Raw genomic sequence first — 13,469 nt, forward strand, 5'->3', positions numbered from 1 at the left:
TGGTTCCACGCTGAGAGAAATCCGTGCGCACATGTCCGGAGCCAATGTGTCTGGGGGCACGCCCCTGGTGGCGGTGTGGGCACTGACAGGAATCCTGCTGGGCGCCGGAGTGCTGGTAGCCGCGCTGCGCCGGAAAATCTCCGCCGCCGGTGCCACGAGGCTGCCCTTGGCGATCATCGTGCTCGGTGCCCCCTCGATGATGATCGCTTCGTTCCCCGCGGGCATGGGTCTGGCCGACACCTTCGGTATCTCCGGCGGCGATCATGCCCCGTGGGGCGCTCTGCTGTGCCTGGTCAGTGCCGTGGCGTTGATTCTCTTGGCTTTCGTTTGGGTGCGGGCTCGCCCGAAGCCACCGCGGGTTTCGCCGATCTAGTTTTCTGCGCACGGCAGCTCAGCCGGGCGCAGCCGGGCTCATTCGTGGTTCGGGAGGTCCTGGACGGTTCGGGAGAGCAGGCAGAATTCGTTGCCCTCGGGATCAGCCAGGACCACCCAGCTGACCTCGGGCCCCTGCCCCACCTCCGTGCGCCGGGCACCAAGGCCCAGCAGTCGCTCAAGCTCCACTGCGGTGGATACCCCGTCCGCGCGCAGATCAAAATGCAGCCGGTTCTTCACGCTCTTGGCCTCGGGCACCGCAAACACCTCAAGGGAAGGCCACGCTTGGTCGCTCGGGCCGATGCCGATGCCCTCGTCGTCTTCTTCGATCACCTGCCAGCCCAGCACTGCGCACCAAAAATCGGCCACCACCGATGGATTTGTCGCATCGATGGTTATGGAGGCTAGTCGACTGGTCATGGCCACACGATAGTCGCTCGATTGCGGCCAGGGAACAGCGAACAGCGACCCATCCCGCATCAAGAACAAAGGCCCCGCCGGTGCAACAAGCAACCGGCGAGGCCTTCAACAAACGTGGTTCAGCCTTAGGACACCAGGGACGGGTCCCATGCGGTGGAGCGGGCCGAGTCGATGGTGGCCTGGCCCAGCACGCGGGTGCCCTGGTAGATCACCATGGTCTGGCCCGGCGCAACACCGCGCATCGGCTCGATGAGCGTGGCGACCAGGACGGCCGACCCGTCCTCCTGGGTTTCAACGCGGGCACGGGCATCGACCGGGTCCCCGTGCGCACGCACCTGGACCATGCAGTCGAATTCGATGCCGGCCGCCGCGTCGGCGATCGGCAACCCCGCCCAGGAAATCCTGATGCCGCGCAGCTCGTCGACCGCCAGCAGTGCCTCAGGCCCGACGATGACCTTGTTTTCCTTCGGACGAATCTCCAGCACAAAGCGCGGCTTGCCGTCGGCCGCCGGGGTGCCAAGCTTCAGGCCCTTGCGCTGCCCGACGGTGAAGGCGTGGGCGCCCTCGTGCTCGCCCAGCGGGGCGCCTGTCGCATCAACGATCTCGCCCTTGGTCATATCGATGCGTTCGGCCAGCCAGCCGCGGGTGTCACCGTCGGGGATGAAGCAGATGTCGTGGCTGTCGGGCTTGCTGGCCACCGAGAGCCCGCGGGCCTCGGCCTCGGCACGCACCTCGGCCTTCGAGGGGGTCTCGGCCAGCGGGAAGATGCAGTGCTCGAGCTGTTCGCCGGTCAGCACGCCCAGCACGTAGGACTGGTCCTTGGCCCAGTCAGCGGCGCGGTGCAGCTCGGGGTTGCCCTCGGTGTCGCGGATGACCTTGGCGTAGTGACCGGTGCAGACCGCGTCGAAGCCCAGCGCGAGGGCCTTTTCCAGCAGCGCGGCAAACTTGATGCGCTCGTTGCAGCGCATGCAGGGGTTGGGGGTGCGCCCGGCCTCGTACTCGGCGATGAAGTCGTCGACCACATCTTCCTTGAAGCGCTCGGAGAAGTCCCACACGTAGTAGGGGATGCCGAGCTTGTCGCAGGCGCGCCAGGCGTCGTTGGAGTCCTCCACGGTGCAGCAGCCGCGGGACCCGGTGCGCAGGGTGCCGGGCATCCGGCTCAGCGCCAGGTGCACCCCGACGACCTCGTGGCCTGCTTCCACGGCGCGTGCCGCCGCGACCGCGGAGTCGACCCCGCCGCTCATTGCTGCCAAAACCTTCATCGTGAAAACCCTGTCCCTGCCGTTTGAATGCTGCTGACTTGTGCGGCCATACCGGCCTTTTTGGCCCGCGCGTAGGCCTCGGGCAATGCTGCCACGAGTTTTTCTACGTCCTCGGGGCCGGTGCTGTGTCCCAGCGTGAAGCGTTGGGCTCCGCGCGCGGTTTCCTCGTCCCGGCCCATGGCCAGCAATACGTGGGAGGGCCGCGGGACCCCGGCGGTGCAGGCCGAACCCGTGGAGGAATGCACCCCGAGCATGTCCAGCACAAAGAGCAAGGAATCGCCCTCGCAGCCCGGGAAGGTGAAGTGTGCGTTGCCCGGCAGCCGGGTCCCTGTGTGCTGCGCATCGGCGGTGCCGTTGAAGACAGCTTCGGGGATCTGTTGGCGCACCCCGGCGATCAGGGTGTCGCGCAGCGTGGCCAGCCGCTGCGACTCGGCGGCCAGGTTGGCCGTGGCCTCGGTGGCAGCGGCGGCGAATCCCGCGGCGGAGGCGGCGTTCAGCGTGCCGGAGCGCAGCGCGCGTTCGTGCCCGCCGCCGTGTTGCACCGGGGTCAGCACGATGTCGCGGCGTACCAGCAGGGCGCCGATGCCCACCGGACCGCCGATTTTGTGCCCGGAGATGGCCATGGTGGCCAGGCCGGAGTCGGCGAAGGAGATCGGCAGAGCGGTGAAGGCCTGGACCGCGTCGGCGTGCACCGGGATGCCATGTTCTTCGGCGAGCGCAACAATCTGCGCGATCGGCTGGACGCTGCCAACCTCGTTGTTGGCCCACATGCAGGTCAGTAGCGCGATGGAGCCGGGATCGGCGGTGATTTCCGCTTCGAGCACCTCTTGGTCGATGACCCCATCGGAGTCGACCGGCAGCCAGGTAATCTGCGCCCCTTCGTGGGCCTCGAGCCATGCTGCGGTATCGAGCACCGCGTGGTGTTCGATGACCGGAACCAGGATGCGGGTGCGGCGCGCGTCGGCGCCGTTGCGGTTCCAGTACAGGCCCTTGAGCGCCAGGTTGTCGGACTCGGTGCCGCCGGAGGTGAAGATGACCTCCGAGGCATGCGCGCCGGCGGCCGCGGCCAGGCGTTCGCGGGACTCCTCCATGACGCGGTGGGCGCGGCGTCCGGCCCCGTGCAGCGAGGACGGGTTGCCGGTTTGGGCCAGCTCATGGGTCATGGCGGCCAGTGCGGTCGACGACATGGGTGTGGTCGCCGCGTGATCGAGGTATATGGGCGTCATGGGCACCGAACAATTCTAGCCCTGTTGCACTGCTTCGGGGCGGAGTGATTCCTCACAGCTGCCCGAAGGGGTCCCGGTTTCGTTCCGCTGCCCCGGGTGCGAAGAACTCGGCGGAGAGCTCTTCGGGGTCAAAGGCCGTGGTATCGGGCTCGGGAAGTTCGTTCAGGGTGTCTCCGGCGGCGTCGAGCCGCGAATCCTCGTGCACTTCGAAGGCTTCAAGGCCCTCGGCTGCCAGCAGGGCGTTGATCAGCTCGCGGCTTCCGCCGACGATGGTGGAGTCCTCGTAGAGTTCGGTGCTCATCATCCAGGCGCGGTCCTCGGGCCAGGCCAGGGACGGGGACTGGCGCTGTTCGCCCAGCGAGGTGCGCGCCCACAGCGGGCTGGCCAGGTCCTCTCCGTCCCCCGTGAAGAGGTAGAAGGAGCGGTAGCCCGATCCGATCTGCAGGGTCGGGCCGGTGCGTACGTCTTCGGAGAAGGCCGGGGCCTTGGCGCGGGCCGCATGCTCGACGGCCCGAGCCGCGTTCTCTTCGGCACTCAGCGCAGGGTCTTCGGTGATCACCACTTCGACCTGGTCCCCGCCGTGAATGAAGGCCAGCCCGTTCCACAGGGCCAGATGGATCATCTGGGGGGTGCCGGTGTGTGCGCTCAGCAGCGGGGCCATCGCCCGCAGCTCTTTCGCTCCGAGTCCGTCCCAGCCCGGCGCTTCGCCTTCCCAGGAGTCCTCGGCCAGCGGCACCCCGTCCTCGCCGATCCCCGAGAGTGCGGCAAATTGGGCCAGCGCATGCATGGTGGCACCCCGGCGTGCGGCGATCTTGGTCCAGCTCACGGGCTGACCGTCCTGGTCCATGGCCGGGTGGAAGATCCTGATGTAGGCGCCATAGCCGCGCGGCACCTGCCCCGCGACGAGGTTGGCGGTGTCGGCGTCCCCGCCCTGGTCCTGCAGTGCCTGCACAATCCATGCACCGGCGACCGGGTCAACGAAATTCAAAGTCATCCATCCAGCGTACCGAGCTTTACTGCGGCGCCCTCACTCGGGGGGAACAAGATCGGGTCCGGGCCACCAAATCCTTCTAAAACTGGTAAGAATGATCTAACAGATCTTCACGAGGAGCCCGCATGAGCATGTACCTGCCAGATCTCCGCCACCCGGTGCACCATTTTGCGCACCGCAGCATCGACTTCAGCCAACGCATCGCGTTGATGGCCATCATCAACCGCACCCCCGACAGCTTCTACGACTCCGGGGCCACCTTTGCCCTGGGCTCGGCCGTGGATGCGGCGCTGGACGCGGTAGATGCCGGAGCGGACTGGATCGACATCGGCGGGGTGCCCTTCTCCCCCGGGCCGGCCTTGTCCTGGCAGGAGGAAGCCCAACGCATCGTCCCGGTGATCGAGGCGGTCCGGGCCACCAGCGACGTGATCATTTCCGCCGATACCTTCGATCCGCAGGTAGCCGCGGCGGCGATTGCCGCAGGAGCCGATGTCATCAACGACACCACCGGGATCAGCAACCCGGAACTCGCAGCGGTGGTCGCGAGCACCGGGGTCCACCTGGTGCTCACCCATTCACTGGCAGCACCGCGGACCATCTACCCTCGCCCGCATTACCACCAGGTCGTCACCGAGGTGGCCGCCTACCTGCGCGGCAGGGTCGACTACGCCATCTCCCTGGGCATCGCCGAGGACAAGCTCATCGTGGATCCCGGCCACGACCTGAACAAGAACACCCTGCACACCTTGGAGATCACCGCCGGGTTCCAGGCCATTGCGGCACTGGGCTACCCCAGCCTCGCGGCGGTCTCCAACAAGGACTTCATCGGTGAGACCCTCGATGCGCCCAAGACCGAGCGCACGGCCGGATCCATGGCCGCCGCGGCAATGTGCATCATGAACGGCGCTCGGATCATCCGCATGCACAATGTCGAAGAGTCGGTCGCGACGATCCGGATGCTGGAGGCGGCGATGGGCTGGCGCGAGCCGGCCTACCTGGCGCACAACATGGGCGAGGTCAATGCCCCGGCGCATCCCCATCTACCCGACCCCGCACACGGGATCACCACGGGCCTCCCGCTGGCCAGCAGGGAAGATGCCTGATGCGCCGGTTGCTGCCCTCCGCGGCCACCGCCCCCGACGACGCGCTGCTGCTGGCCTCCTATGCCCCACCGGCGGGAGATGCCCCGTTCACCCGCTTCAACTTCGTCAGTTCGCTCGATGGTGCAGCCACCCTCGGAGGGCTCTCCGGAGCGTTGGGCACCGCCGCCGACAAACGCGTGTTCATGCTGCTACGCCGCCAGGCCGATGTGATCCTGGTGGGTGCCGGGACCATCCGGGCCGAGGGCTATGAGGGGGAACTGCTTGATGAGCCCTCCCGCACCTGGCGGGTGGCCCGGTCTCTGCCCGAACGCCCCGTGCTGGTCGTGGTCTCCGGGCACTTGGACCTGGATCCTCACAGCGAGCTGTTCACCCAGAACCCTGGCCAGATCATGGTGCTGACCACGGGCTCCGCTGCCGGTGCCAAGATCGCGCAATTTGAATCAATCGCCGAGGTCGTTTCCACCGGCACACCGGGACCGGGGATCGATCCCCGGTGGATCATCAAGACGCTGGCCGCCCGCGGGCACCGGGTCCTGCACTCGGAGGGCGGACCCACGCTCTTCGCCGATTTCCAGCGGGCCGATGCCGTCGACAGCCTGTGCGTGACCTATACCCCGTTGCTGGCCGGCGGGGATTCGCCGCGCATCGCCCACGGGACCGGGCACAACGACTCCCGCCCGATGTCTCTACACACCCTGTTCGAAGAAGATGCCGCCCTGCTGGCCGAATACCGACGTGCGCGGCAGAACGCTCCCGCGGACCCGCAGGGCCAAGCCGACTAGACCGGCCTTGACCGAGGGCCCCTGCCCCAAGACTGTCACGAGGTGTGCGCCGCGGAACTCGCGATGATTTCTCGTGTTCCCGGCATTCTCCCGGCCAGCAAATTCACTCGGTGGGAGGCCAACCGGTAGGATTCCAAGAGCATCACGCACCTCCGACTCCGTCCATACTTGTGAAAGGCTCCCGCCCGTGGCCCAGCGTCAAACCCCTTACGACATCCTGGGAATCTCGCACACCGCCAGTGCCACGGAGGTCAAGTCCGCATACCGCAAGGCAGCCCGACTCACACACCCGGACCATGGCGGCAACGCCGAGGACTTTGCCCGCGCCACCCTGGCCTACGAGACGCTCATCGATTCCGAGGCGCGGACCCGTTACGACCGCAGCTATGGCACCAAGTCCAGCCACCTGCGCGGCGGTGCCCCGGCCCCCGAGACCCACGACCCCGCCTATTCCGGCGCCCCTGGAAACGGTTCCATGCGTTTTGGCACCGGCGGGTCATCTCCTTCGGCCACCTCGGCCACCAGTTATCTGCCCCCGCTGGATCAGTTAGGCGCCGCGGATCGGGCCACTTCGCTCCGCAAGGTCCACGGCACCCCGCGCAAGCGCGGCATCTTCGGTGCCCAGGCGCGTCTGGCCCGCGAGAACCGCACGGTGGCCCTGCTGGAAAAACAGCTGCTCTCGGTGCTGCCGTCGGCACGACTGGTCAACGGGCTCCACGCCCCGGCCGGCGGATACATCGACCACGCCCTGCTCGGCGGGTACCGGCTGGCGCTGGTGCACTCGATGATGTTGCCCAAGGGCGTCTACCGCTGGGACGGGGCACACCTGCTGCGCGACGGCAAACACATTGCCCCGCCGCAGCTGTCCCCGGTGGTGCACCAGATGCAGCGCCTCTTCCCGGAACTGAACGTCACCGGGTGGACCGTGATTCTCTCGCCCGACGGAAATCTGCACGAACCTGTCATCGACTACGCCCGCGGCGGGGAGCCGGGGCCGATGAATGTGCTCAACGTCGTCAACGCGGTGAAGCTGGTGCGGGAACTGAAGATGTTCCTGGGCACCGGCCCCGCACCACATGTGGTGGATCGCACCATTCTGGCCCGACTGCTGGGCGGAATGCACTAGCCACGCACCCCCGCGGGGCGCTGCGGTGCCTCTGCGGCCACGCCACGGGAGGGCTTAATGCCCGGCTCCACCGGCGCGGGCGTAAACTGGTCTCCGTGTTCCGAATCCTTTTTTACACTCCTGAAATTCCCGGCAATACCGGCAACGCCATCCGTTTGGCCGCGGTGACCGGTGCGCAGCTGCATCTGGTCGAGCCTTTGGGCTTCGACTTCGAAGACGCCAAACTGCGCCGCGCCGGTCTGGACTACCACGACCTGGCCGTGGTCACCGTGCACCCTAACCTCGAAGCGGCATGGGCGGCTCTGGCCCCCTCCCGCGTCTTCGCCTTCACCTCCGAAGGAGAAACCCTGCACACCGAGGTGGCTTACGAGCCCGGCGATGTGCTGCTCTTCGGCCCCGAATCCGTGGGCCTGCCCGACGAGGTGAAGCAGGATGAGCACGTCACGGCGCTGGTGCGACTGCCGATGCTCGAGGCCCGCCGGTCGCTGAACCTGGCCAACGCCGCCTCCATTGCGGTGTACGAGGCCTGGCGGCAACATTCCTTCGCCAGCACCCCGGCTTAACCCACACCGTCAACCCACCACGCAGCCGCCACTTCGAGGCGCACACACAAAACACCTAGGCTTCTGCCCTAGGATTACACGTGGCATTTATCAGCCACCGAAATCTCTTCACTAAGGATGGCAACTCATGACCGGCACCGATCCTGCACACCGCGGCGATGAGAACGACGAGGACCTCGGCATGGATCTCGTCGATGCGGTGTCCACCGAAGCAGAGGTCCCTGCGCGTCGCCCGCTGAAAAAATGGATGTTCCTGGTCGCCGCCCTGGCGGTAGTGGCCATCGGTTTGATCGCCGGACTCGTGAACCTGATCCCCACCGACTACGCCGCCAAGGTCGACCGCGCCTCGGACCAGGTGGTGGTGGAGGCGAAGGTGGAAGGCGGCGGACATGCGGTGCTGACCACCTCGGAGAAGGCCGACGCCGGCAAGATCGAACTGACCAGCCTGCCGACCATCGATCCCACCGAAACCTACGCGGTGTGGCTGATCGAGGCCTCCACCGACCGGCCCACCCTGCTGGCCAACGTCACCCCCGACGAGAAGCCCATCGTTGAAGGATTCAGCGGTGTGAAGTCACTGGCCTTCGTCATGGTCTCGGTGGAACCCGGCGATGGCAGCTCCACCGGCCCCAGCGACGAGCCGTTGGCCGTACTGGAACTTCCCGAAGCGAAGTAGCACCGAGCGCCCTAGCGCACAGCAAACTGTGGGCAGCTTCCCGAGATCCATCGAGGAAGCTGCCCACAGTCGTTTAAGCCACACCGCCGTTGAGCCACAAACCTCGTGGCCTGTCGGAGCCCGCCGGTGCCCGCCGGTCAGAAGCCGGCGATGGTGTCCGCGGCGTTGACGGCCACCACGTGGAAGGCTTCGGCCAGCGCGCCGGGTGCAAACCCGGCCTTGGTCCCCTGCTCCACGGATTGGGCGCGCACATAGGCTTCCATGGCCGGCACATCGGGGTGCTGGCTCAGGTGCTGACGCAGTGCCGCGAGCTTTAGATCGAACACCTCCGTGATGTCCACCCGGTGGTTCTCACGTTCAGAGGGCGCCCCGTAGAGCCAGAGCCAGGGCAGCTTGTACGCCGCCAGGCCCTCTTCAAGCAGCTCCGGGTAGGAAAACGGGTTCTCCACCGCGGGGTAGATGGCCCGGGTGACGGCCTCGCCGCAGGCCATGTGGTCGGGGTGCGAACGCTGGATCCGCTCCCAGTTCCGCTCCGGGTGCATGACCAGCACCACGTCGGGACGCAGGCCGCGGATCAGCGCGACCACCTGCTTCATCACCCGGTGGTTGGGCTCCAGGAAGCCGTCGGCCTCCCCCAGGAAATGCACGGTGTCCACGCCCACCAGGGCCGCTGCGGCACGCTGCTCGGCGTGCCGCATCGCGATGATTTCTTCGGTGCTGCGCGCGTCGAAGCCGCCGGCGTCCCCGTCGGTCATGATGCAGTACTGAACCTCCACGCCCGCGGCGGTCCAGGTGGCCACGGTGCCCGAGGCGCCGAAGTCCAGGTCGTCGGGGTGCGCGCCGAAGCACAAGACGCGCTGCACGCGATGGATCGCGGGGTCGAAGATGCTCATGCCCGCCTAGGCCTTGCGCCGACGAATCTCGGCTGCAGCCTGCGGCAACACCTGGGTCAGATCTCCCACGATGCCCAGATCTGCGATCTCAAACACCGGTGCGTCGGGGTCCTTGTTGATGGCGATGATGGTCTTGGCGCTTTGCATCCCGGCCTTCTGCTGGATGGCCCCGGAGATCCCGGCGGAGATGTACAGCTGCGGGGAGACCGTGGTACCGGTCTGCCCGACCTGCGCGGAGTGATCGATCCACCCGGCGTCGGTGGCGGCGCGTGAGGCACCCACCGCCGCACCCAGGGCGTCGGCCAGGTCCTCCACCGCGGAGAAGTCTCCGTCGACGCCGCGGCCACCTGCCACCACGAAGCGGGCCTCGGCCAGTGCGGGGCGCCCGCTGGAGGTGCGCGGGCGCGTGCCGGTGATCCGGGCTGCCGGGGCGTTATCCCCGAGCTCGAGCTCGCGCACCGGGGCGGCAGCGGCGGACGCTGTCTCGTGTGCGGGCAGCTGGACACTATTGGGCTTCAGGGTGATCAGCGCCGGGCCGCGGGTGACCTGTGCCTTGACGGTGTAGCTTCCGGCCAGCACCGACTTGGTCACCAACAACTCGGCGTCCACCTCGATCGCGTCAGTGATGACCCCGGAGTCCAGGCGCACCGCGGCGCGGGCGGCGATCTCGCGGCCCTCGATGGAATTGGGCAGCAGGACCGCTGTTGCAGCGCTCTCGCGCACCGCGGCGGTCAGCAGGCAGACCGCGGGGCTCAGCAGCGCCGCCGGATCGATCCCCCCGGCCGCGGTGTAGAACCCGTTGGCTCCTGCGGAGGTCAGGGCCTCAAGGGCGATGGGGTCGGCGGGGCCGCCCAGCACCGCGTGAACCTCGCCCAGGGAGGCGGCCAGGGCCAGCAACTCGCGCTGGGACTTGGTCGGCACCGGTGCCGGGGCGTGGATGTATACTAGGATGTTTGACATGTAATTCCCCTTCAGGTGGTGCTAGAGCAGCTTGGCGTCGGTGAGGAAGTCCACCAGCGCGATGCCGGCCGATCCGGAATCGGTGATGATTTCCCCGCCGGAGCGCGGCGGACGGGCCTGGGCAGAAACCACCCGGGTCGCCGACCCTTCGGCACCCACCGCTGCGGCGTCCAGGCCCAGTTCCTCCAGCGTCAAGGTGACGATTTTCTTCTTCTTCGCCCCCAGGATTCCGCGGAAGTTCGGGTAGCGCGGCTCGTTGGCCTGGTCGGTGACCGAGATGAGCACCGGCAACGGCGCTTCGAGGCTTTGGGCGCCTTCTTCTGCCTCACGCACCCCGGTGATCGTGGTGGACCCGGGGGCCAGCTCCAGCGTCGAGAGGTTGGTCAGCATCGCCAGGCCCAGACGCTCGGCCAGCGAGGCGGGAACCAGCGAGGTTTCGGCGTCGGTGGAGGCCATGCCGGTCAGCACGATGTCGAAGCCGCCCAGGCTCTGCACGGCCGCGGCCAGCACCATCGACGTGGTGACGGCATCGGAGCCCGCCAGCGCTGGATCACAGATATGCACCCCGGAGGTGGCACCCATCTGCAGGGATTTCTTCACGGCGTTCACCGCGGCCGAAGGACCCATGGTCAGGGTCGTGACGGTGTTCCCGGCTTTGTCCCCACCGCGGGATTCGGCAAGCGCCAGGGCCGCCTCGATCGCGTACTCATCGAGTTCGGACAGGACCGAATCCGCTCGGTCCAACCGGTTTTCCGGTGCCGATAGATGCCGCTCGAATTGGACATCGGGGACGTGTTTGACCAACACGAGGATGTTCAAGGGCGTGCCGCTGTTCTGGCTCATTGCTGCCTTTCTGCAAAACGTGGACAAAGCTGCGCTGGCGCATCGGGGGCCCGGGGCGCGCGGGGCATCATCTGCACGATGCCGTGGGACCGGGTTCGCTCCCCCCCGGCTCAATGGTATCGGTGCACGCATCGGTGGACCGCATCGTGGAGAGTGATTTTCACCGGTGGCGCATCCTGCGGTGCTTGGAGCACGCCGCATCGCGGCGTGCTCCCGGGTGCGAAGGCGCAGGGGCAAGCGGCGCGACGGGCACCTAGGACAAGCACCTAACACCCGGCACGTACGCGACGGGCGGGTCCGAAGAGGAGCTCATGCTCTTCGGACCCGCCCGTCATCTGCACTCTTGCCGCGGGTTGCTACCCGTGCTCTGGCGGTTAGCCGGCCGGGGACTCCCCGACCGTCACCGTTGCCGAGCCCTCGGATCCGCCGCGGGTGTAGTGGATCTCGGTCTGGCCTCCGGCGGGGATTTCGCGGATCGCCGCGGTCAGCGAGGTGCTATCGGAAATGTTGCGCGAATCCACCCCGGTGATCACGTCTCCCACCTTCAACTGGGCCTTGGCGGCCGGGCTGTCGGGCACCACGGACTTGACCTCGGCGCCGACGCTGAAGGATGAGGAGTTTGTGCCGTTGGCGCTGGCCGGCTTGGCCGCCACCGTGACCCCCAGCATCCCGTGGGTCGCCGAACCGTTCTCGATGATGTCGTTGGCCACGCGCTTGGCGTAGTCGATCGGGATGGCGAAGCCCACGCCGATGGAGCCGCTGTCGGACGACGAGGTGGCCCCGGACCCGGAGGAAGCAATCGCCACGTTGACCCCGATGATCTTCCCGTTCACATCCACCAGCGCGCCACCGGAGTTGCCGTGGTTGATCGCCGCGTCGGTCTGGATCACATTGATGAAGATCGAGCCCTCGGAACCGGATTGCTGCTGCTCCGGAGCGCCGGGGAACTGGAAGTTGAACTGGTTGCCGTCTCCGCCCTCGCTCGAATCGTCGCCCGCCGATTCCTTCGGCACCGCGGAGGAAGCCACGGAGATGGTGCGGTTCAGCGTGGAGATGATCCCGTCGGTGACGGTCCCGCTGAGTCCCAGCGGGGCGCCGATGGCGATCGCGGTGTCACCCACGTTCAGCTCCCCGGAGGCGCCCAGGGAGGCCGGCACCAGGTCCTGCGCCTCGATCTTGATCACTGCCAGGTCAGAGAGCGGGTCGGTGCCCACCACCGTGGCGTTGTGGACCTTCCCATCGGAGGTGCGCACAGCGATCTTCGCGTCGCTGGTGGCCCCGCCCAGGGTCACCACGTGGGTGTTGGTCAGGATGTGACCGGCGGTGTCCAGGATGATGCCCGAGCCCGAACCTGCCTCGGAGGACCCCGCCACGTCGATGGTCACGACGCTCGGGCTGGCCTTCGCCGCGGCCGCCGTCACGGCGGTGACGTTCTCCGGGTTGTTGATGACCACGTCTCCCTGCGGGGTGCTGCTGCTCGAGGAGGCCACCGACTGGTTCGAGTTCATCACATAGTTTGCGCCGACCGCACCGCCGGCACCGATGACGGCCGCGGCAACCATGCCCACGATCAGGGCGCCGGAGGTGAACTTCTTCGGGGTGTTGCGCGGTGCCGGGGGCAGCGGTGCGCCGAAGGCCGAAGAGTGTTCCTCGGGCGTCGGGATCCCATAGGGGGAACCGCCCTGCTGGTGCTGCTGCGCATTCCAGGCGTGCTGGCCCGCGGGCAGCTGGGTTCCGGGCGCAGGGGCCCCGTACGGCTGCGCGGGGGCACTGTGCTGCTGCGCTGCTGCGCCGGCCGTGCCCGCCCCCTGGTCGGGGGTCCCGGAGTGGCGCGGCAGGGCCTGAGTCTGATCCGCCGCTCCCTCAATCTTGGAAACCGGCGCCGATGAATCGGTCGTTGGCTGGCGCTGGCCCGGTTCGTCGGCCGGGGTCACGGAAGGCGATTCGGGCGGGGTGACCGGGCGCGGCGGGACCGCACCGGATTCCGGCTGTGGCCCGCCCTCTTTCGGGGTACCCGGGTGATCGAACTGGTTCTCGCTCATGGTGGTGCTTCCAATCCCTGAAGTTGGGGTTCCTCTGCGTATCTTGGTTACAACTATGCCCGTGCGGGCTGTGGCAACGAAAAGGAGAACCTGAGTGTCGGCTGTGAGTTCTCGCAATTCGGCAACCGCACACCCGTTGTCCCGGCGATTCTGTGGACGCGCGCGGCTGACCCACCTAGAATCAACATCGACAGCAGAAACCGGTTTACG

14 protein-coding genes are annotated in these 13,469 nt (G+C 67.3%); 6 read left to right on the forward strand and 8 right to left on the reverse strand.

Annotation, left to right across the window (positions count from 1 at the left end; translation table 11 throughout):
- Nucleotides 1-31 precede the first annotated feature (31 nt).
- Nucleotides 32-373 (forward strand): hypothetical protein, encoded by a 342-nt coding sequence (locus tag ADIAG_RS12690; protein WP_007271783.1) that lies wholly within the window; start codon nucleotides 32-34, stop codon nucleotides 371-373.
- A 38-nt stretch (nucleotides 374-411) separates the two neighbouring features.
- On the opposite strand, the gene ADIAG_RS12695 is transcribed toward ADIAG_RS12690, so the two are convergent.
- From ADIAG_RS12695 to ADIAG_RS12710, 4 genes are all read right to left on the reverse strand, one after another.
- Nucleotides 412-792, reverse strand: a complete 381-nt coding sequence (locus tag ADIAG_RS12695) for a VOC family protein (protein WP_043474951.1) — start codon at nucleotides 790-792, stop codon at nucleotides 412-414.
- Between the two features lie 125 nt (nucleotides 793-917).
- Nucleotides 918-2,054, reverse strand: a complete 1,137-nt coding sequence (gene mnmA, locus ADIAG_RS12700) for a tRNA 2-thiouridine(34) synthase MnmA (RefSeq protein ID WP_007271785.1) — start codon at nucleotides 2,052-2,054, stop codon at nucleotides 918-920.
- Nucleotides 2,051-3,280, reverse strand: coding sequence for a cysteine desulfurase family protein (locus ADIAG_RS12705; protein ID WP_007271786.1), 1,230 nt, complete (start codon nucleotides 3,278-3,280; stop codon nucleotides 2,051-2,053). The genes mnmA and ADIAG_RS12705 overlap by 4 nt, the downstream gene beginning before the upstream one ends.
- 52 nt (nucleotides 3,281-3,332) lie before the next feature.
- Nucleotides 3,333-4,274: a hypothetical protein gene (locus ADIAG_RS12710; RefSeq protein WP_007271787.1), complete on the reverse strand. Its 942-nt coding sequence runs from the start codon at nucleotides 4,272-4,274 to the stop codon at nucleotides 3,333-3,335.
- Between the two features lie 122 nt (nucleotides 4,275-4,396).
- Here ADIAG_RS12710 and folP point away from each other — a divergent pair, with 122 nt between their 5' ends.
- From folP to ADIAG_RS12735, 5 genes are all read left to right on the forward strand, one after another.
- A complete protein-coding gene (gene folP, locus ADIAG_RS12715) occupies nucleotides 4,397-5,374 on the forward strand; it encodes a dihydropteroate synthase (RefSeq protein WP_007271788.1) in 978 nt (325 codons plus the stop codon).
- Entirely contained in the window at nucleotides 5,374-6,156 is a 783-nt protein-coding gene (locus ADIAG_RS12720) for a dihydrofolate reductase family protein (RefSeq protein ID WP_007271789.1), read from the forward strand. Before folP ends, ADIAG_RS12720 begins: the two co-directional genes overlap by 1 nt.
- A 187-nt stretch (nucleotides 6,157-6,343) precedes the next feature.
- Nucleotides 6,344-7,282: a J domain-containing protein gene (locus ADIAG_RS12725; RefSeq protein ID WP_007271790.1), complete on the forward strand. Its 939-nt coding sequence runs from the start codon at nucleotides 6,344-6,346 to the stop codon at nucleotides 7,280-7,282.
- A 95-nt stretch (nucleotides 7,283-7,377) separates the two neighbouring features.
- Nucleotides 7,378-7,845: a tRNA (cytidine(34)-2'-O)-methyltransferase gene (locus ADIAG_RS12730; protein ID WP_007271791.1), complete on the forward strand. Its 468-nt coding sequence runs from the start codon at nucleotides 7,378-7,380 to the stop codon at nucleotides 7,843-7,845.
- A gap of 127 nt (nucleotides 7,846-7,972) precedes the next feature.
- The gene (locus ADIAG_RS12735) at nucleotides 7,973-8,521 is read left to right on the forward strand and encodes an anti-sigma factor (RefSeq protein WP_007271792.1); all 549 of its coding nucleotides are present in this window, start codon (nucleotides 7,973-7,975) and stop codon (nucleotides 8,519-8,521) included.
- A gap of 137 nt (nucleotides 8,522-8,658) precedes the next feature.
- Here ADIAG_RS12735 and ADIAG_RS12740 read toward each other — a convergent pair whose 3' ends face one another.
- The 4 genes from ADIAG_RS12740 to ADIAG_RS12755 all read right to left on the reverse strand — a co-directional run bounded on the left by ADIAG_RS12740 (nucleotide 8,659) and on the right by ADIAG_RS12755 (nucleotide 13,259).
- On the reverse strand, nucleotides 8,659-9,414 hold the full coding sequence (locus ADIAG_RS12740) for a PIG-L deacetylase family protein (protein ID WP_007271793.1): 756 nt from the start codon (nucleotides 9,412-9,414) through the stop codon (nucleotides 8,659-8,661).
- A gap of 6 nt (nucleotides 9,415-9,420) precedes the next feature.
- Nucleotides 9,421-10,374 carry an electron transfer flavoprotein subunit alpha/FixB family protein gene (locus ADIAG_RS12745; RefSeq protein WP_007271794.1) on the reverse strand — a complete coding sequence of 318 codons (954 nt, stop codon included), beginning with the start codon at nucleotides 10,372-10,374 and terminating at the stop codon, nucleotides 9,421-9,423.
- A gap of 21 nt (nucleotides 10,375-10,395) precedes the next feature.
- Nucleotides 10,396-11,217: an electron transfer flavoprotein subunit beta/FixA family protein gene (locus ADIAG_RS12750; protein ID WP_007271795.1), complete on the reverse strand. Its 822-nt coding sequence runs from the start codon at nucleotides 11,215-11,217 to the stop codon at nucleotides 10,396-10,398.
- Nucleotides 11,218-11,591: 374 nt separating this feature from the next.
- Nucleotides 11,592-13,259: a S1C family serine protease gene (locus ADIAG_RS12755; RefSeq protein ID WP_007271796.1), complete on the reverse strand. Its 1,668-nt coding sequence runs from the start codon at nucleotides 13,257-13,259 to the stop codon at nucleotides 11,592-11,594.
- Nucleotides 13,260-13,469 lie beyond the last annotated feature (210 nt).

Source organism: Paeniglutamicibacter gangotriensis Lz1y, assembly GCF_000348945.1.
Taxonomy (GTDB): Bacteria; Actinomycetota; Actinomycetes; order Actinomycetales; family Micrococcaceae; genus Paeniglutamicibacter; species Paeniglutamicibacter gangotriensis.

Coding starts and splice junctions, on each gene's coding strand:
- ADIAG_RS12690 (WP_007271783.1), top strand. CDS start 32: ATGTCCGGAGCCAATGTGTCTGGGGGCACGCCCCTGGTGGCGGTGTGG.
- ADIAG_RS12695 (WP_043474951.1), bottom strand. CDS start 792: ATGACCAGTCGACTAGCCTCCATAACCATCGATGCGACAAATCCATCG.
- mnmA (WP_007271785.1), bottom strand. CDS start 2,054: ATGAAGGTTTTGGCAGCAATGAGCGGCGGGGTCGACTCCGCGGTCGCG.
- ADIAG_RS12705 (WP_007271786.1), bottom strand. CDS start 3,280: ATGACGCCCATATACCTCGATCACGCGGCGACCACACCCATGTCGTCG.
- ADIAG_RS12710 (WP_007271787.1), bottom strand. CDS start 4,274: ATGACTTTGAATTTCGTTGACCCGGTCGCCGGTGCATGGATTGTGCAG.
- folP (WP_007271788.1), top strand. CDS start 4,397: ATGAGCATGTACCTGCCAGATCTCCGCCACCCGGTGCACCATTTTGCG.
- ADIAG_RS12720 (WP_007271789.1), top strand. CDS start 5,374: ATGCGCCGGTTGCTGCCCTCCGCGGCCACCGCCCCCGACGACGCGCTG.
- ADIAG_RS12735 (WP_007271792.1), top strand. CDS start 7,973: ATGACCGGCACCGATCCTGCACACCGCGGCGATGAGAACGACGAGGAC.
- ADIAG_RS12740 (WP_007271793.1), bottom strand. CDS start 9,414: ATGAGCATCTTCGACCCCGCGATCCATCGCGTGCAGCGCGTCTTGTGC.
- ADIAG_RS12745 (WP_007271794.1), bottom strand. CDS start 10,374: ATGTCAAACATCCTAGTATACATCCACGCCCCGGCACCGGTGCCGACC.
- ADIAG_RS12750 (WP_007271795.1), bottom strand. CDS start 11,217: ATGAGCCAGAACAGCGGCACGCCCTTGAACATCCTCGTGTTGGTCAAA.
- ADIAG_RS12755 (WP_007271796.1), bottom strand. CDS start 13,259: ATGAGCGAGAACCAGTTCGATCACCCGGGTACCCCGAAAGAGGGCGGG.